The sequence below is a fragment of the Neptuniibacter caesariensis genome, assembly GCF_000153345.1.
In the GTDB taxonomy this organism is placed as follows: Bacteria; Pseudomonadota; Gammaproteobacteria; order Pseudomonadales; family Balneatricaceae; genus Neptuniibacter; species Neptuniibacter caesariensis.
Genome location: NZ_CH724125.1, coordinates 1,947,982 through 1,964,806 on the forward strand (window position 1 = coordinate 1,947,982; position 16,825 = coordinate 1,964,806).

Sequence of the window (16,825 nt, forward strand, 5' to 3'; positions counted from 1 at the left end):
TCGCGATTTTTAGCTTATTTTCCCTGCAGGTTTGTACTGAAAACGTTAAAATGGCGGATTGTTTAAAAAGATTGGATCGAGAAACGCATGTCAGATCAGCAGGACCCGTATAAAGAGATCAGGCCTTATCATGATGATGAAGTGGCTGATACGCTGAACGATATTCTACAGAACGATGAGTTCATCACTGCGGTGACCCGTTACCAGTTTCCGAAAATGGCGGGAAGTATTGGTTGGTTGCTGAAACCTTTTGTGCGTATTGCGCTGGCTGCCAAAGTCGGTGAAGTCGACTGTGTCTATGACTTCCAGATGCTGGTGGCGAACTATATGAAGAAGATGATCGCCCGTACGACGACAAAACTGACGTGCAGTGGTATTGATCAGTTAGATCCGGAAGAAGCGTACCTTTTTGTTTCTAACCACCGTGATATCGCTATGGACCCGGCCTTTGTAAACTGGGTGCGTCATCAGTACGGTATGGATACCGTGCGTATTGCGATCGGCGATAACCTGCTTCGTAAGCCATACGTTTCGGATATTATGCGTCTGAACAAAAGCTTCATTGTTAACCGTTCAGCCTCTGGGCGTGAAATGATGAAAGCGCTGACTCAGCTGTCTTCCTATATAGATCACAGTATTCAGAGTGGCAATTCGATCTGGTTGGCACAGCGAGAAGGGCGTGCAAAAGATGGAAATGATACGACCGATCCGGCGATTCTGAAAATGCTTTATATGGCACACCGCAAATCCAGAAGCTTTGCTGAGCAGGCTAAGCGTCTGAACATCGTGCCTGTTTCTATCTCTTATGAATATGACCCCTGCGATTACCTGAAGGCGAATGAACTTTACGCTAAAGAAACCGAGGGTGCTTATGAGAAATCCCAGTTTGAAGATATTTCAAGCATTGTGAAGGGAATTACGGGGAATAAAGGCCATGTTCATATCGCCTTTGGTGACCCTATTGAGCAGGATTTTGATACCCCGGAAGCTTTGGCAGAAGAGATTGATCGCCAGATTATTTCCAGCTATTACCTGCACCCGTCCAATCTGTTGGCGGCTGATCAGGGTGCAGAGGTAACTGCTGAGCAGCGTGAAGGTCTGGAATCGCGCTTTGAATCAGTGGCGAATGGGGCTAAAGATATACTCCGTCAGATGTATGCTAACCCTGTGAATAATCAGAAGAAAATTGAGGAGTCATCATGAGTCGCCTTACTCATCTGGATGATCAGGGCAATGCCAGTATGGTTGATGTTTCTGAGAAGCAGGTTACTTTTCGTGAGGCTGTTGCCTATTCAGAAGTTGAGATGCTGCCTGAAACGTTAAAACTAATTACCGAAGGTGGTCATAAAAAGGGTGATGTTCTGGCCGTAGCCCGTATAGCGGGTATCCAGGCTGCGAAGCGAACCAGTGATCTGATTCCACTCTGTCATCCGTTGATGTTGAGTAAGGTAGCGGTTGATCTGATTCCCAATGTTGAGCGCAATGTGGTCGAGATTACTGCTACCTGTAAGCTTTCGGGGCAGACCGGTGTAGAGATGGAGGCGCTTACTGCGGCTTCTGTTGCTGGCCTGACGATCTACGATATGTGTAAAGCGGTGGATAAAGGGATGGTTATCCGTTCGGTTAAACTGCTTGAAAAGAAAGGCGGTAAAAGCGGACATTGGAAGGTGGAGAGTTAAGATGGCTAAAGTAGTTTACTTTGCCAGTTTGCGAGAGCGTCTGGGGCTGGCTGAAGAAACGGTTCAACTAGATGCGGATATCTCTGTAAGCGGTTTAGTGGATAGACTAGTTGAGCAGCATGGTGAGACCTGGAAGACAGTTTTTAATGATAGTCAGGTGATGGTTGCTATCAATCAAGAGATGTCTGATCAGGAAGCTATGGTATCCGATGCTGATGAAGTTGCTTTCTTCCCTCCGGTAACAGGGGGTTAATCGTGGCGAAAAAAGCGAGTTTATTCAGCTACTTACGTGCAGGTTTGTATTATCTGGGCTTTTATCCGCTGACTATTGTCTATGCATCTCTTTGTCTGATCGCTTCACCGATGCTGAATTTTCGTCAGCGCTTTGCGATGGTTACCCAGATTAACTACTTCTATATTTTCTGGCTAAAAGTTTGCTGTGGTGTGGGTGTTAACATTCAGGGCCGTGAGAACCTTCCCAAAGAGGGCGCTTACGTTGTAGTGGCAAACCATCAGAGTGAATGGGAAACCTTATTCTTGCAGACTCTAGTGCGTCCGCAGGTGACTGTGTTAAAGAAAGAACTCCTGAAGATTCCGTTTTTTGGCTGGGCGCTTGGGTTGTTGGACCCTATTGCAATTGATCGTAGCCAGCGTCGTGGTGCATTGAAGCAGTTGCTGACAGAAGGTAAGAAAAGACTGGAAGATGATATTCCAGTGATTATCTTTCCTCAGGGCACCCGGGTGCCAGTGGGTAAGATGGGGAAATTCAATAAAGGTGGTGCAATGCTTGCGCTAAGTGCAGGGGTACCTGTTGTGCCTATGATTCATGATGCAGGTGTCTATTGGCCAGGCAAAAGCTTTGCGAAGTTTCCGGGTACCGTTCAGGTGCATGTGGGTGAGCCTATACCGGTTGAAGGGCGAACTGTTGATGAGATTCATGCGGATATGGTGGCATGGCTTGAGGAGCATATGAAGTCATTGGAAATCGCTTGAAGCGTTTCTGACTTTGCTCAGTATGAGACATAAAAAAAACCGCCATCAGGCGGTTTTTTTATGTCTCGAAAAGGTGGGCTGATTAGCTATCCAGCTTTTCGAATACCAGTGTGCAGTTAGTGCCGCCGAAGCCAAAGCTGTTAGACATAACACGTTTCAGGTCTACATTGTCCTGCTTCTCGACAGCAATCGGCATACCTTCAGCGTCTGCATCCAGTTCATCGATGTTTGCAGAAGCAGCAATGAAGTTGTTTTCCTGCATTAGCAGTGAGTAAACCGCTTCCTGTACGCCTGCAGCACCCAGAGAGTGGCCAGACAGGGATTTAGTAGAAGTAACGGTAGGCATGTCATCGCCAAACGCTTCTTTCATCGCTTTCAGTTCCTGCATATCACCTGCTGGTGTAGAGGTACCGTGCGCGTTGATATAATCGATCTTGCCATCAACAGTCGCCATTGCTTGCTTCATGCAGCGTGCAGCGCCTTCGCCTGAAGGAGCAACCATGTCGTAACCGTCAGATGTTGCGCCGTAGCCAACCAGCTCAGCGTAGATCTTAGCGCCACGTGCTTTAGCGTGTTCGTACTCTTCGATAACCAGAATGCCTGCACCGCCAGAGATAACGAAACCATCACGGTTTGCATCGTATGCGCGAGACGCTTTCTCAGGTGTTTCGTTGTACTTGCTGGACAGCGCGCCCATTGCATCGAACATTGCAGTCTGTACCCAGTGTAGCTCTTCACCACCACCGGCAAAAACTACGTCCTGTTTGCCTAGCTGAATCTGTTCAGCTGCATTGCCAATACAGTGTGCGCTGGTCGCGCAAGCAGAAGTAATGGAGTAGTTAACGCCTTTAATCTTGAAAGGTGTTGCAAGGCAAGCAGATACAGTGGAACCCATTGTGCGGGTTACACGGTAAGGACCAACGCGCTTAACGCCTTTTTCACGAGTGATGTCTGCTGTTTCAACAATGTTATCTGCAGATGCACCACCGGAGCCTACGATCAGGCCAGTGCGCTCATTGGAAACCTGGTCTTCGCCCAGGCCGGAGTCAGCGATCGCTTCCTGCATTGCGATGTAAGTGTATGCTGCTGCATCACCCATGAAACGTAACAGTTTACGATCGATCTTCTCAGAGAAATCGATATCGATGCTGCCGGCTACCTGGCTACGGAAACCGCGCTCTTTGTAATCTTCCTGGAATTTGATTCCAGAACGACCCTGCTGCAGTGATTCCAGAACAGCTTCTTTATCTGTACCCAGACAAGAAACGATCCCCATACCAGTAACAACAACGCGACGCATGTGCTTCTCTCTCTTTTTCTAATTTGAGGTGCTTATTTTCCGTGAATCAGTAGCATTTTGCCACCTGATTCGTAAAAAACTCATCGGAAAATAGAAGAAAGGCTCTGAAATCAGAGCCTTAGAATTACAAATCCAATCAGGATCAGAAATTGTCAGTCGATGTGAACAGGCCTACGCGCAGGTCTTTAGCGGTGTAGATCTCACGACCGTCAACGGACATGCTGCCATCAGCGATGCCCATAACCAGCTTACGTTCGATAACACGCTTCAGCTGGATCTTGTAAGTAACTTTCTTGGCGTTAGGCAGTACCTGGCCGAAGAATTTAACTTCACCAGAGCCCAGTGCACGACCGCGACCAGGGTTGCCTTTCCAACCCAGGTAGAAGCCAACCAGCTGCCACATAGCATCCAAACCCAGGCAGCCAGGCATCACAGGATCTTCTTCAAAGTGGCATGCAAAGAACCACAGATCAGGGTTGATATCCAGCTCAGCAACGATTTCGCCTTTACCGAATTCACCACCGTCTTCAGTGATTTTCAGGATGCGGTCCATCATCAACATATTGCCAATTGGCAGGCGTGCATTGCCTGGTCCAAACATTTCGCCGTGGCCGCAAGACAGCAGCTCATCGCGATTAAAAGAGGAAGGTCTTGTCATTAGCTTCTGTATATCCGGGTTTTTATAAGTCAAAATATCGCGCAATTATACAGACTTGAGCGTCGCTAAGCACGATCTGAGTCATATTTATTGGGTAAAAAGTTTACGACTTAAGGTTTATTTGGGCTTATGGAACACGATTTTTGGCATCAGCGCTGGTCCGAAGGGCGGATTGGATTTCATCAAAGCGAGATTAATTCTTTGCTACTTTCTAACTGGCAGAGTCTGGATTTAGCAGAAGGGTCTCGTGTTTTTGTTCCTTTATGTGGCAAAAGTAAAGACCTTCTCTGGTTGAGGGAGCAGGGCTATCAGGTGGTGGGTAACGAATTAAGTGATGCTGCCAGTGACGCTTTTTTCAAAGAAAATAATCTCTTGCCAGAGCGGGTCAGTGCTTTTGGTTATGAGATTCGCTCGGTGGATAAGTTGCTGTTGATGACCGGTGACTTTTTTGCGCTTAGGCCCGATCACCTCGAGGGGATGGCTGCCGTTTATGACCGTGCTGCTTTAATTGCGCTGCCTCCTGAAATGCGCCAGCAATATGCGCAGAAAATGTGTAAGGTTCTGCCTGAGGGAGTCAAAATGTTGTTAATTACACTGGAATTTGAGGGGGATTCGGGTCCTCCCTTTAGTGTCCCTGGGCAAGAATTAGAGTCACTTTATGGTGGACGATTTAAACTGACTCGGCTGCAGGAGTCGATGGAAGGTGATCGTACAGAGGTGTGCTGGTTGTTGGTAGATAAAGGCTAAGGATGTGCTGAGCACTCCCGCACAGTATAGCTGTGCGGGAGGTATGAAGGCGTTATGGGCTAGCTCTTACGTTTTACTGCCATGTTTGCCAGTTGTACCAGGGTCTCTTTGAAAGAGCTGTCGCTCAGTGCGCTGAGGGCTGCGATAGCTTTGTCCGCCTCTTCCTGTGCTTTCTGTTGAGTGTATTCGATTGCGCCGGTCTCTTTTACGATGTCCATAATAGGCTGAAGGTCATCTAGCCCGCCCTTGCGAATCGCCTGACGAACCAGTAAACGTTGTTCCTCATTACCTGCGCGCATGGCGTGAATCAGTGGCAGGGTTGCTTTACCTTCTGCCAGGTCATCGCCGACATTTTTACCCATCTCTTCAGCGGTAGAAAGGTAATCCATTACGTCATCAATTAACTGGAAAGCGGTGCCCAGATGAAGCCCGTATAAGCGGAGGCCTTCGCGTTCTTCGGCTGTGGCATCGGCCAGAATTGCACCTGCTTCGGTAGCCGCTTCAAATAACATGGCTGTTTTACCCAGAATTACCTGCATATAGGCTTCTTCAGTCGTGTCTGGGTTTTTGGTGTTCAGCAGTTGCAGTACTTCGCCTTCGGCGATCACGTTAGTGGCATTGGAAATCACTTCCATGATCTGCATGGAGCCGATCTCAACCATAATCTGAAAAGCGCGGGAGTACAGAAAGTCTCCTACCAGTACGCTGGGGGCATTACCCCATTTAGCATTGGCGGTATCTTTGCCTCGGCGTAGATCAGAGTTATCCACAACATCGTCATGAAGTAGCGTGGCTGTATGAATGAATTCGATAATGGCTGCGAGGGGGACATGCTTGTCGCCTTTATAGCCCGCGGCATTTGCTGCAAGCAGTACTAAAAGGGGGCGCAGTCGTTTGCCGCCACTTTCAACTATGTAGTGGCCAATCTTCTCAACCAGAGGCACGTTGGAACCAAGGTGATTGATGATGTAATCGTTTACGGCTTCAAACTGCGGCTCAATTGCAGGGTTGAGTTGGTGTGGCTGCATAATTCTGGTAGCTGCTTCTACAAATTTAAAAAAAAGTGATAGCGAATGCTAGGGGGCGGGCTCTTGGCTGTCAAGAAATGTACAGAATCTATAAGGGCGAAATAGATTAAAAGTTGTGCTGTATCAGGGATTGCTATATAATCGCGCGCCCTGACCCATCCAATAATGGCTCCCTACCATATGGTGAAACCATTAGAAGTAGGCCTTTTTCTAGTAGCTGGGTGGGCAAATAACGGAGATTAAAATGTACGCAGTAATCGTAAGCGGTGGTAAACAGTACCGTGTCCAGGAAGGTGAAACCCTTAAACTGGAAAAACTGCAGGCTGAAGCGGGCGCAAACGTTGAGTTTGACCGTGTTCTGCTAGTTGGCAACGGCGACGACATCAAAATCGGCGAGCCTGTTGTTGATGGTGCTAAAGTGACTGCTGAAGTTGTTCAGCACGGCCGCGCTAAGAAAGTTGAGATCATCAAGTTCAAGCGTCGTAAGCACCACATGAAACGTCAGGGCCACCGTCAGTGGTTCACTGAAGTTAAAATTACTGGCATCTCTGCCTAATATTAACCTAGTTTAGGAGTTAAATAGATGGCTCATAAGAAGGCTGGTGGTTCTACTAAGAACGGTCGCGATTCCGAATCGAAACGATTGGGCGTTAAGCGATACGGTGGTCAGGCAGTTATTGCTGGTAACATCCTGGTTCGTCAGCGTGGCACTAAGTTCCACGCAGGTACAAACGTAGGTTGTGGTAAAGACCACACTCTGTTTGCTAAAGCAGACGGCGTTGTTAAATTCGAAGTTAAAGGTCCGCAGAAGCGTCAGTACATCTCTGTAGTTGATGCATAAGCGCAGTTTTTAAGCTTCTGAAAAGCTCCGCCAAGGCGGAGCTTTTTTGTTTCTGGTTTAGTGTGAAAATTTTAGGGTGTCTACCGCTGAGTCTTGTAAAATACTCAGGACTAGGGAGCCTGCGAATAAGTTATATGCGACTTTGCTATGCCTCTTGTGTTCATATTTTGCAGGGTATTAGGCTTATCCGCAGGTTCCTTAGTAGATTTCCTGTGCAAACTTTTGGGGAGTTAGAATGAAATTTGTCGATGAAGCAGTCATTACGGTTGAGGCCGGTAAAGGCGGTAATGGGTGTATGAGCTTCAGGCGTGAAAAATACATCCCCAAAGGTGGTCCGGATGGTGGCGACGGCGGTGATGGTGGTTCGGTGTTTCTCCAGGCGGATGAAAATCTGAATACGCTGATTGATTACCGATTCACCCGTCACTACAAGGCGGAGAATGGTCAGTCAGGTATGGGGCGTAACTGTACTGGTGCTAAAGGTGAGGATGTCATTCTTAGGGTGCCTGTAGGTACGACTGTTATTGATACTGATACGGATGAGATTCTTGTTGATCTCACAGAGATTGGCCAGACTGAGAAAATTGCCCAGGGCGGTTTTCATGGTTTAGGCAATACGCGCTTTAAAAGCAGTGTTAACCGAGCGCCGCGTCAAACAACTAAAGGCTCTATGGGTGAAACCCGTAACGTTAAGCTGGAGCTGAAAGTACTGGCGGATGTGGGGTTGCTGGGTTTGCCAAATGCAGGTAAGTCGACGCTGATTCGAGCTGTTTCGGCGGCAAAGCCGAAGGTGGCCAATTATCCGTTCACGACACTGGTGCCAAATCTGGGCGTTGTGCGTATCGAGAAACACCGCAGCTTTGTTATTGCGGATATTCCTGGGATTATCGAAGGCGCTGCGGAAGGTGCGGGCTTGGGTATTCGTTTCCTGAAGCATCTGGCGCGTAACCGTATTCTGTTGCATCTGGTTGATATGGCTCCGTGGGATGAAGTGACGCCAGAGGAAGCTGCAGCAGTTGCCGTTAATGAGTTGGAAAAATTTAGCCCGACTCTGGCTGATCAGCCGCGCTGGTTGGTGCTGAACAAGCTGGATATGGTTCCGGAAGAAGAGCGTGAAGAGCGCTGCCAGGCTGTGCTAGACGCATTGGATTGGGATGGTCCTGTTTATCGGATTTCAGCGATAAGTCAGCAGGGTACTGAAGAGATGATGCGTGATATCCAGGCATTCCTTGATCAGCGCCTTGATGCGATAGAGGAAGATCCTTCGATTCTTGAGCGCGAGCAGGGGGTTCGTGAGCAGGTTGACGCTGAAGCGCGTCAACGCATCGAGCAGATGCGTACTGAGATGCGGGCTCGTCGCGAGAAAGATGATCTGGATGATGACGACTTTGACGACGATGACTACGATGTTGAAGTTGAGTGGGTAAGAGAATAACTGTTGAGTAACTCTTTGTTGCTCTGTTGGCCGGGGTAGGTAAGTGGCTATAGGAAGGGAAAAGCTTAAGCGCAGTAAGCGTTGGGTGATTAAGATCGGCAGTGCGCTGTTAACCAATGATGGTCAGGGCCTTGATCTTGAGGCGATCAGTCGCTGGGTTGATCAGATCGCAGCACTTAAGGCGTCGGGTCTTGAGGTTGTTTTGGTCTCTTCTGGTTCTGTCGCGGAAGGGATGACGCGTCTTGGTTGGGATTCTCGACCCCATGAAGTGTCTAAATTGCAGGCTGCAGCTGCGGTAGGTCAAATGGGTCTGGTGCAGGCTTATGAGGCGAACTTCCGTCGTCATGAAACGCATACGGCGCAAATACTTCTTACCCATGAAGATCACTCTAACCGTAAGCGCTATCTGAATGCTCAGGCGACGTTAAAAGAGTTGCTGGCACTCGGTGTTGTCCCTGTTGTTAATGAGAATGATACGGTTGTAACGAAAGAGATCCGTTTCGGGGATAACGATACGCTTGGGGCCTTGGTAGCTAATTTGGTGCAGGCGGATGCGTTGATCCTTCTGACTGACCAAAAGGGCTTGTTTACGGCGGATCCGAGGTATGATCCTGGCGCGATATTAATCTCTGAGGCGAGAGCTGGAGATGAAGCGCTAGAAGCGATGGCGGGGGATGGCGGAAAGCTGGGTCGTGGTGGTATGGCGACCAAAGTGCGTGCTGCTAAGTTGGCGGCGCGTTCCGGCGCGGTGACTGTGATTGCCAGTGGTCGTGAAGATGATGTGTTGTTGAGGCTGCGTGAGTCGGAGCAACTAGGCACCTTGCTTGTGCCTGAAAAAGAGCCGATGGTTGCACGTAAGCAGTGGATTGCCGGGCACCTTCAGGCGCGAGGAACATTGGTGCTTGATGAGGGGGCGGTTAAAGCGCTTCGTGATCGTGGTAAAAGTTTGCTTCCTGCGGGTGTGCGGAGCATCAGTGGTGATTTCTCTCGTGGTGAGATGGTGATTATCAGTGATGAGTATGGCCGAATCGTAGCGCGTGGTCTGGTGAATTATGGCGTCGAGGATGCTCAGCGGATCATGGGTAAGGCTAGCCGGGATATCGAGTCAGTATTGGGCTTTATGGGTGAAGAAGAGTTAGTGCACAGAGATAATCTTGTGTTGGCTTAATTTTTCCCAGTGTGGCTTATTTCAGGCATAAAAAAACCGGCATAAGCCGGTTTTTTTATGGGTAGGGTGCGATTAAGCAGCCATACCAGCAATCTGCTTGCTCAGGCGGCTCTTAGTGCGGGCAATCTTGTTCTTGTGGAAGATGCCTTTAGATACAGAGCTGTCCAGAATAGGCTGTGCAGCTTTGAAAGCTTCCTGTGCAACAGCCTGATCACCAGCTTCTACAGCTGAGATTACTTTTTTGATGTAGGTACGTACCATGGAACGCAGGCTAGCGTTATGCTGGCGACGCTTCTCTGCCTGGCGAGCACGTTTACGAGATCCTGCGGAATTTGCCACAGTCCGGCTCCTTAAATTAGTTAGTAAATCAATCGGCGTACAATTGGTCGCCGAAAATAAGAGGCGAGATTATTCATATTTGTTGGCTATCTGTCAATAAAACCGCAGAAATTTTCTTCTTTAAGCAGTAAAATGCGCCTTCGCTTGAGTCTAATTCATAAATTGATGGAATTTGTCCGTGTCAGAGCCGCAAAAGGAAGAGAAAAAATCTGCTGGGTTGCTGAGGTCGAGTGCCGTGGTAGGCGTGATGACGATGCTGTCCAGGGTTCTGGGCTTGACGCGAGATGTAGTGGTTGCAAACTACTTCGGTGCCAGTGGTAGTGCCGATGCTTTTTTTGTTGCATTTAAAATCCCAAATTTCCTGCGCCGTTTGTTCGCTGAAGGGGCTTTCTCCCAGGCTTTTGTGCCGGTTCTTTCCGAATATCGTACGCAGCGGGATCTGCAGGCCGTTCAGCAGTTAGTCAACTATGTGGCAGGTACCCTGGGTAGTGTGTTGATTGCGATCACAGTATTAGCTGTGGTAGCTGCGCCCATGTTGACTGCGATGTTCGCGCCGGGTTTCTATCTTGGGGATGAGGGCAAATTTGAGCTAGCGGCTGAGATGCTGCGTATTACCTTTCCTTACCTGCTCTTGATCTCGTTAACGGCTTTTGCCGGGGCGGTGCTGAATAGCTATGAGCGCTTTGCTGTACCTGCTTTTACTCCAGTGCTGTTAAATGTTTCGTTGATTGGTTCGGCTATCTTTTTAAGTCCGTTGTTCGATCCTCCGGTACTTGCACTGGCTTGGGGTGTAATGATTGCAGGGGTTGTGCAGTTGATTTTTCAGCTGCCGTTTCTGGCTCGACTACATTTGTTACCAAAACCGACCTGGGGTTGGCGTGACCCGGGAGTGCAGCGGATTATGAAGTTGATGATCCCTGCGTTGTTTGGGGTGTCTGTTACCCAGATTAATCTGTTATTGGATACGGTGCTGGCATCTTTTCTACAAACCGGGAGTGTTTCTTGGCTCTATTACTCAGATCGCCTGGCTGAGTTGCCCTTAGGTGTGTTTGGTATCGCAATAGCGACAGTGATTTTGCCGAGCCTTTCCCGAAAGCATGCGGAAAAATCGTCTGAGCATTTCTCTTCTACCCTCAATTGGGCGATGCAGATGGTGCTGTTGATTGGTGTCCCTGCAGCGGTGGCGCTATTTGTATTGGCTGAGCCGATGCTGATTACCCTGTTTCACTATGGCGCGTTGACCGACCGTGATGTGGCTATGGCGGCGATGAGTCTGCGGGCTTACGCTTGTGGCTTGGTTGCCTTCATGTTGATTAAGGTACTGGCGACCGGTTATTTCTCCCGTCAGGATACAAAAACACCGGTGAAAATCGGCATCCAGGCGGCTGTTGCCAACATGGTTTTCAATTTGTTGTTGATCGGTCCGTTCGCCCATGTGGGTTTGGCGGCTGCGACAGCAATGTCGGCTTTCCTTAATGCGGGGTTGCTGCTTTATGGATTGCGTAAGTCGGGTGTACTGATTTGGGCGCAAGGTTGGTTGGTGCAGATATTCAGAATGCTGGTGGCTAATATAGCAATGGCAGTGTGTATTGTTTTCCTGATGGAGCAAGCAGAACTGTGGTTAGAGATGAGTGTTTGGCAGCGTATCACAGAGATGGCTATATTGGTCGTAGCAGGGGTATCTGTTTACGGGGCTGTTCTTGTGCTGGCTGGAATAAGACCCCGTCATTTGAAACACGCTTAAGTTTTTTTCTGATTCCCCGGTTTAAAGGGCGGCAAAGCTACAGGTTGGATATTATCTGAGCTATAATGCCGCGTTCGATTTTCTGGCAGTAACAAGAGTACCTGATGGAACTGATTCGCGGATTACATAACCTGCGCGAAAAGCACCGGGGTTGCGTGGCAACCATCGGTAATTTTGATGGCGTGCATTTAGGCCATCGTCAGGTACTGGCACAGGTTAAAGCTAAGGCTCAAGAGCTGGGGTTGCCTTCGGTTGTGATCACGTTTGAGCCTCAGCCGCGCGAGTTTTTTGCCGGTGATAAGGCGCCGCCTCGATTGACCCGTTTTAGTGAAAAGTACCGTTTGCTGCAAGCGGAAGGTATGGATCGGCACCTCTGCCTGACTTTCAATGAACGTTTACGTTCAATGACTGCTGAGCAGTTTGTCGAAGAATTGCTGCTGCGAGGGCTTGCTGTAGAACACTTCGTGGTGGGTGATGACTTTCGCTTTGGCTGTGACCGCTCGGGTGATTACGAGATGTTAAGCCAGGCGGGTGAGCGTCACGGCTTTACGGTGGTGAACACTGAGACCTTTCTGAGTGAAGAAGAACGGGTCAGTAGTACGCGACTTCGTCATGTGCTTGAAGCAAATGACCTTGCGACTGCAGCAGCGTTACTTGGTCGTCCGTATACCGTGTCTGGACGCGTGATGCATGGCCAGAAACTCGGTCGTCAGTTGGGCGTACCTACTGCAAATGTGAGAATGCACCGTTTCCCTTGTCCGCTGCGTGGTGTTTATGCGGTGGAAGTAACCGGGCAGACGTTGAAAGCTCAAGGTGTGTGTAATGTTGGGTTAAGACCGACGGTATGTGGTCAGCAGCCTGTTTTGGAAACACATCTGTTTGATTTTGATAAAGATATTTATGGGCAGTTACTGACTGTCGAGTTTAAGCAATTTATCCGTGAGGAACGAAAGTTTGACGGCATAGATCAGCTTAAAGAGCAGATTTTTAAAGATATTGAAGAAGTGCGGGACTATTTCTCCCGTACCAGTCGTTAATTCGGAACTTAAAAACCATGACCGATTACAAAGCAACACTGAACCTTCCGGAAACAGCTTTCCCAATGCGAGGCAATCTGGCTCAACGTGAGCCTCAGATGCTGAAAGATTGGCAGAAAATGGATCTGTACCAGAAAATTCGTGAAGTGAGTGCTGGCCGTAATAAGTTTACGCTGCACGATGGCCCTCCATATGCCAATGGTGATATTCACATTGGTCACGCGGTTAATAAGATTCTGAAAGATATAATTATCAAGTCCAAAACCATGAGTGGTTTTGATGCACCCTACGTACCGGGCTGGGACTGCCATGGTCTACCTATCGAGCATAAGGTAGAAACAAAACACGGCAAAGCCGGTGTGAAGCTTTCCCATAAGGACTTCCGTCAGAAGTGCCGCGACTATGCTGCCCGTCAGGTTGAAGGTCAGAAGAAAGACTTTATCCGCCTAGGCGTGTTTGGCGACTGGGATAATCCCTATCTGACGATGAACTTTGATACCGAAGCGAACATCATTCGTGCGCTGGGTAAGATTGCTGAAAATGGGCATCTGGTAAAAGGTTTTAAGCCGGTTTACTGGAGTGTTGTGGGTGGCTCAGCTTTGGCAGAAGCGGAAGTTGAGTATCAGGATAAAACCTCTACCGCGATCGATGTCCGTTTTACCCCTGTTGATCAGGAAAGTTTCCTGTCTAAATTCGAAGGTGTCAGCGGCGAAGGTGAGGCTTCGGTCATCATCTGGACAACAACACCTTGGACGTTGCCATCTAACCAGGCAGTGTCTCTGGGTGGTGAGCTGGACTACGTGCTTGTGCAGTTGGACCTTGGTTTGGGTGCTGAACGTATCCTTTTGGCTGAAGGGCTGGTTGAAGATGCGATGAAGCGTTATGGCGTTGAAGAGTACAGCATCGTGGGTCGTTGCCAGGGTCAGGCGCTTGAGAATGTTGCGCTTCAACACCCGTTCTATGAGCGCACAGTTCCTGTGATCCTAGGCGATCATGTTACTCTGGATGCAGGTACCGGTGCTGTCCACACCGCACCTGACCATGGTGTAGAAGACTTTGAGGTCGGCCGTAAATACGGTATCGGCACAATGAACCTGGTGAATGCTTCCGGTGTGCTAGGTGAAGGTGCTGGCGTATTTGCCGGCGAGCATGTTTACAAGGTGGACGATAAAGTTGTCGCACTGCTGACCGAGAATAACAAGCTGGTGCTGGAGCATAAATTCCAGCATAGCTACCCGCATTGCTGGCGTACTAAAACACCGCTGATCTACCGTGCGACGCCTCAGTGGTTCGTGAGCATGGAAGAGAAAGGTCTGAAAAAAGGTGCTCTGGAAGCGATCAAAGGTGTGGAATGGTTCCCAGGTTGGGGCCAGAACCGTATCGAAGCGATGGTTGAGCAGAGCCCAGACTGGTGTGTTTCCCGTCAGCGTACCTGGGGTGTGCCGATTGCCCTGTTTATCCATAAAGAAACTCAGCAATTACACCCGAATACGCCTGAGCTGATCGAGAAGGTCGCTTTGGAAGTTGAAAAGGTAGGCATGGATGCGTGGTTTGATCTGGATGCTAAGGAGCTGTTGGGTGATGAAGCGGATCAGTACGAGAAAGTGACCGATACGCTGGACGTTTGGTTCGATTCTGGTGTGACTCACTACTCAGTAATTGATCAGCGTGACAACCTGGAATTCCCGGCCGATATGTATCTGGAAGGTTCTGACCAGCATCGTGGTTGGTTCCAGTCTTCTCTGAAAACAGGTATCGCAATCAAAGGTTGCGCGCCTTACAAGCAGGTGCTGACACACGGCTTCACCGTAGATGGCCAGGGTCGTAAGATGTCTAAGTCTGTGGGTAACGTAGTTGCGCCGCAGGAAGTAATGAATAAGTACGGTGCAGATATTCTGCGCCTTTGGGTTGCGTCTACCGATTACAGCGGCGAGATGACCTGTTCTGACGATATCCTGAAACGTGCTGCTGATGCTTACCGTCGTATCCGTAATACAGCGCGTTTCTTCCTGGCAAACCTGAGTGGATTCGATCCGGCTCAACATATGGTTAAGCCAGAAGAGATGGTTGCTCTGGATGCTTGGGCTGTAGATCGTGCTGCTCGCCTGCAAGAAGAACTGGTTGAGCACTATAACCAGTACGAGTTCCTTCAGGTATTCCAGAAAGTCTCCCATTTCTGTTCACAGGATATGGGCGGTTTCTACCTGGATATCATTAAGGATCGTCAGTACACCGCTGCAACCGATTCACAGGCACGTCGTTCAGCTCAGACTGCGCTTTATCATATCGTTGAAGGTCTGGTTCGCTGGATAGCACCGATCTGTAGTTTTACAGCAGATGAGATCTGGAAAACACTGGCAGGTGATCGCTCTGTTTCAGTGCATCTGGATACCTGGTACGAAGGATTGGTTAAGCTACCGGAAAGCAGCGAGCTGGATACTCAATTCTGGGAACAGGTTATGTCTGTGAAAACCGCTGTGAACAAACAGTTGGAAGAGCAACGTAATGCCGGCAATGTAGGTGGCAGCCTTGAAGCTGAAGTAACCTTGTACTGTGATGATAACTTGCAGGCACTGTTGAATAAGCTCGGTGATGAGTTACGCTTTGTGCTGATTACTTCGAAAGCTGCTGTGGCGCCGATTACTGATGCTGAAGGTGCTCAGACGACTGATCTGGAAGGCTTGCAGGTTAAAGTGGCTAAGAGCGCTGCTGAGAAATGTCCGCGTTGCTGGCATTTCAGTGAAGATGTAGGTCAAAGTTCTGACAATCCAGAACTTTGTGGCCGTTGTGTAGAAAACGTAGAGGGTGAAGGCGAAAGCCGTAACTTCGCATAATGACTGACGAACAGTTGAAAAAAGAACAAAAGCCAACCAATTGCCTAATCTGGCTGTGGTTGGCTGCTGTTATCGTGGTTCTGGATCTGGGTACAAAATATCTGGCATCGACTTATCTGAGTTACGCCGAGCCTAACCCAGTTCTGCCCTTTTTTGATTTAACTCTGTTGCACAACACCGGCGCGGCTTTCAGCTTTCTGTCTGAAGCAGGCGGTTGGCAGCGTTGGTTCTTTGTCGGGATCGCTGTGGCTGTGAGTGTTGCGCTGATTATCTGGTTGGCGCGCTCCCCACGAAAACTCTGGTGGCTGGGTATTGCGTTGGCATCGATTCTGGGTGGTGCTATAGGCAATCTTTATGACCGCGCAGTGCATGGTTATGTTGTCGATTTTATCTCCGTCCATTATGAGAACTATTTCTTTCCGGCATTTAATATTGCCGACACTGCGATCACGATCGGTGCGGTCGTGTTAATACTGGATATGCTGTTTCTTGAAGGGAAACGCAAAGCTTCAGACGTCATAACAGAAGAGAAAATAGAAAATGAGTAAGTTGATAGGCCCTGGTAAATCGGTAACACTTCATTTCGCGATCAAGCTGGAAGATGGTCAGATTATCGATTCAAACTTTTCCGCAGAGCCTGCAACTTTTACAGTAGGTGACGGTAATCTTTTGGAAGGGTTTGAGCAGGCGCTGTTTGGCTTGGAAGAGGGCGCAAAGCAGACCCTTAAAATTCTACCTGAAAATGGCTTCGGTATGCCGAATCCTAGTAATATTCAGAACCTACCACGCTCACAATTTGATGGTATGGAGTTAGAGCAAGGTTTAGTTATCTCATTCTCAGATCCTGGTAATGGTGAGTTGCCCGGGGTAATCGCAGAATTTGATGATAAGATGGTTAGCGTTGATTTTAATCATCCGTTAGCAGGGAAAAAGCTGGATTTTGAGGTGGAGATCCTCAAAGTGGTAGACGCTTAAGGCCAAGTTAACAGACAACCCGGATTATTAATTCGGGTTTTTTGTAT

18 protein-coding genes are annotated in these 16,825 nt (G+C 48.8%); 14 read left to right on the forward strand and 4 right to left on the reverse strand.

Annotation, left to right across the window (positions count from 1 at the left end):
• The first annotated feature begins 87 nt into the window (after window positions 1-87).
• The 4 genes from MED92_RS09000 to MED92_RS09015 are packed head-to-tail and all read left to right on the forward strand — an operon-like array spanning window position 88 to window position 2,672.
• Window positions 88-1,203, forward strand: coding sequence for a 1-acyl-sn-glycerol-3-phosphate acyltransferase (locus tag MED92_RS09000; RefSeq protein ID WP_007021215.1), 1,116 nt, complete (start codon window positions 88-90; stop codon window positions 1,201-1,203).
• The gene (gene moaC / locus MED92_RS09005) at window positions 1,200-1,679 is read left to right on the forward strand and encodes a cyclic pyranopterin monophosphate synthase MoaC (protein ID WP_007021216.1); all 480 of its coding nucleotides are present in this window, start codon (window positions 1,200-1,202) and stop codon (window positions 1,677-1,679) included. Before MED92_RS09000 ends, moaC begins: the two co-directional genes overlap by 4 nt.
• Before the next feature lies 1 nt (window position 1,680).
• Complete coding sequence (gene moaD, locus MED92_RS09010; RefSeq protein WP_007021217.1) at window positions 1,681-1,932, forward strand: molybdopterin converting factor subunit 1; 252 nt, start codon at window positions 1,681-1,683, stop codon at window positions 1,930-1,932.
• A 2-nt stretch (window positions 1,933-1,934) separates the two neighbouring features.
• A complete protein-coding gene (locus MED92_RS09015; RefSeq protein WP_007021218.1) occupies window positions 1,935-2,672 on the forward strand; it encodes a lysophospholipid acyltransferase family protein in 738 nt (245 codons plus the stop codon).
• Between the two features lie 82 nt (window positions 2,673-2,754).
• Here MED92_RS09015 and fabB read toward each other — a convergent pair whose 3' ends face one another.
• Both fabB and fabA read right to left on the reverse strand, forming a co-directional pair.
• The gene (fabB, locus tag MED92_RS09020) at window positions 2,755-3,972 is read right to left on the reverse strand and encodes a beta-ketoacyl-ACP synthase I (protein ID WP_007021219.1); all 1,218 of its coding nucleotides are present in this window, start codon (window positions 3,970-3,972) and stop codon (window positions 2,755-2,757) included.
• A gap of 142 nt (window positions 3,973-4,114) precedes the next feature.
• Window positions 4,115-4,630 carry a 3-hydroxyacyl-[acyl-carrier-protein] dehydratase FabA gene (gene fabA, locus MED92_RS09025; protein ID WP_007021220.1) on the reverse strand — a complete coding sequence of 172 codons (516 nt, stop codon included), beginning with the start codon at window positions 4,628-4,630 and terminating at the stop codon, window positions 4,115-4,117.
• A 129-nt stretch (window positions 4,631-4,759) separates the two neighbouring features.
• Here fabA and MED92_RS09030 point away from each other — a divergent pair, with 129 nt between their 5' ends.
• The gene (locus MED92_RS09030) at window positions 4,760-5,377 is read left to right on the forward strand and encodes a thiopurine S-methyltransferase (RefSeq protein WP_007021221.1); all 618 of its coding nucleotides are present in this window, start codon (window positions 4,760-4,762) and stop codon (window positions 5,375-5,377) included.
• Window positions 5,378-5,436: 59 nt separating this feature from the next.
• On the opposite strand, the gene ispB is transcribed toward MED92_RS09030, so the two are convergent.
• A complete protein-coding gene (ispB, locus tag MED92_RS09035; RefSeq protein ID WP_007021222.1) occupies window positions 5,437-6,405 on the reverse strand; it encodes an octaprenyl diphosphate synthase in 969 nt (322 codons plus the stop codon).
• A 244-nt stretch (window positions 6,406-6,649) separates the two neighbouring features.
• Between ispB and rplU the strand changes: the two genes are divergently transcribed.
• The 4 genes from rplU (at window position 6,650) to proB (ending at window position 9,849) form a co-directional block, all read left to right on the forward strand.
• The gene (gene rplU / locus MED92_RS09040; protein WP_007021223.1) at window positions 6,650-6,961 is read left to right on the forward strand and encodes a 50S ribosomal protein L21; all 312 of its coding nucleotides are present in this window, start codon (window positions 6,650-6,652) and stop codon (window positions 6,959-6,961) included.
• Window positions 6,962-6,988: 27 nt separating this feature from the next.
• Window positions 6,989-7,246 carry a 50S ribosomal protein L27 gene (gene rpmA / locus MED92_RS09045; RefSeq protein ID WP_007021224.1) on the forward strand — a complete coding sequence of 86 codons (258 nt, stop codon included), beginning with the start codon at window positions 6,989-6,991 and terminating at the stop codon, window positions 7,244-7,246.
• A 235-nt stretch (window positions 7,247-7,481) separates the two neighbouring features.
• Entirely contained in the window at window positions 7,482-8,681 is a 1,200-nt protein-coding gene (gene cgtA, locus MED92_RS09050) for an Obg family GTPase CgtA (RefSeq protein ID WP_007021225.1), read from the forward strand.
• Between the two features lie 43 nt (window positions 8,682-8,724).
• Window positions 8,725-9,849, forward strand: a complete 1,125-nt coding sequence (gene proB / locus MED92_RS09055) for a glutamate 5-kinase (RefSeq protein WP_007021226.1) — start codon at window positions 8,725-8,727, stop codon at window positions 9,847-9,849.
• Between the two features lie 72 nt (window positions 9,850-9,921).
• Here the strand turns inward: proB and rpsT are convergent, their stop codons facing one another.
• Window positions 9,922-10,188, reverse strand: a complete 267-nt coding sequence (rpsT, locus tag MED92_RS09060) for a 30S ribosomal protein S20 (RefSeq protein WP_007021227.1) — start codon at window positions 10,186-10,188, stop codon at window positions 9,922-9,924.
• A gap of 247 nt (window positions 10,189-10,435) precedes the next feature.
• On the opposite strand from rpsT, the gene murJ reads away from it, so the two are divergent.
• The 5 genes from murJ to MED92_RS09085 all read left to right on the forward strand — a co-directional run bounded on the left by murJ (window position 10,436) and on the right by MED92_RS09085 (window position 16,778).
• Window positions 10,436-11,932, forward strand: a complete 1,497-nt coding sequence (murJ, locus tag MED92_RS09065) for a murein biosynthesis integral membrane protein MurJ (RefSeq protein ID WP_040662494.1) — start codon at window positions 10,436-10,438, stop codon at window positions 11,930-11,932.
• Between the two features lie 104 nt (window positions 11,933-12,036).
• Window positions 12,037-12,969, forward strand: a complete 933-nt coding sequence (gene ribF, locus MED92_RS09070; protein WP_007021229.1) for a bifunctional riboflavin kinase/FAD synthetase — start codon at window positions 12,037-12,039, stop codon at window positions 12,967-12,969.
• A gap of 17 nt (window positions 12,970-12,986) precedes the next feature.
• A complete protein-coding gene (gene ileS, locus MED92_RS09075) occupies window positions 12,987-15,803 on the forward strand; it encodes an isoleucine--tRNA ligase (protein ID WP_007021230.1) in 2,817 nt (938 codons plus the stop codon).
• Complete coding sequence (lspA, locus tag MED92_RS09080; protein WP_007021231.1) at window positions 15,803-16,351, forward strand: signal peptidase II; 549 nt, start codon at window positions 15,803-15,805, stop codon at window positions 16,349-16,351. The genes ileS and lspA overlap by 1 nt, the downstream gene beginning before the upstream one ends.
• The gene (locus MED92_RS09085) at window positions 16,344-16,778 is read left to right on the forward strand and encodes an FKBP-type peptidyl-prolyl cis-trans isomerase (protein ID WP_007021232.1); all 435 of its coding nucleotides are present in this window, start codon (window positions 16,344-16,346) and stop codon (window positions 16,776-16,778) included. Before lspA ends, MED92_RS09085 begins: the two co-directional genes overlap by 8 nt.
• The last annotated feature ends 47 nt before the right edge of the window (window positions 16,779-16,825 follow it).

Bases quoted from the DNA above. Each gene is read 5' to 3' on its own strand.
- MED92_RS09000 (WP_007021215.1), top strand. From the start codon at position 88: ATGTCAGATCAGCAGGACCCGTATAAAGAGATCAGGCCTTATCATGAT.
- moaC (WP_007021216.1), top strand. From the start codon at position 1,200: ATGAGTCGCCTTACTCATCTGGATGATCAGGGCAATGCCAGTATGGTT.
- moaD (WP_007021217.1), top strand. From the start codon at position 1,681: ATGGCTAAAGTAGTTTACTTTGCCAGTTTGCGAGAGCGTCTGGGGCTG.
- fabB (WP_007021219.1), bottom strand. From the start codon at position 3,972: ATGCGTCGCGTTGTTGTTACTGGTATGGGGATCGTTTCTTGTCTGGGT.
- fabA (WP_007021220.1), bottom strand. From the start codon at position 4,630: ATGACAAGACCTTCCTCTTTTAATCGCGATGAGCTGCTGTCTTGCGGC.
- MED92_RS09030 (WP_007021221.1), top strand. From the start codon at position 4,760: ATGGAACACGATTTTTGGCATCAGCGCTGGTCCGAAGGGCGGATTGGA.
- ispB (WP_007021222.1), bottom strand. From the start codon at position 6,405: ATGCAGCCACACCAACTCAACCCTGCAATTGAGCCGCAGTTTGAAGCC.
- rplU (WP_007021223.1), top strand. From the start codon at position 6,650: ATGTACGCAGTAATCGTAAGCGGTGGTAAACAGTACCGTGTCCAGGAA.
- rpmA (WP_007021224.1), top strand. From the start codon at position 6,989: ATGGCTCATAAGAAGGCTGGTGGTTCTACTAAGAACGGTCGCGATTCC.
- cgtA (WP_007021225.1), top strand. From the start codon at position 7,482: ATGAAATTTGTCGATGAAGCAGTCATTACGGTTGAGGCCGGTAAAGGC.
- murJ (WP_040662494.1), top strand. From the start codon at position 10,436: ATGACGATGCTGTCCAGGGTTCTGGGCTTGACGCGAGATGTAGTGGTT.
- ribF (WP_007021229.1), top strand. From the start codon at position 12,037: ATGGAACTGATTCGCGGATTACATAACCTGCGCGAAAAGCACCGGGGT.
- ileS (WP_007021230.1), top strand. From the start codon at position 12,987: ATGACCGATTACAAAGCAACACTGAACCTTCCGGAAACAGCTTTCCCA.
- lspA (WP_007021231.1), top strand. From the start codon at position 15,803: ATGACTGACGAACAGTTGAAAAAAGAACAAAAGCCAACCAATTGCCTA.
- MED92_RS09085 (WP_007021232.1), top strand. From the start codon at position 16,344: ATGAGTAAGTTGATAGGCCCTGGTAAATCGGTAACACTTCATTTCGCG.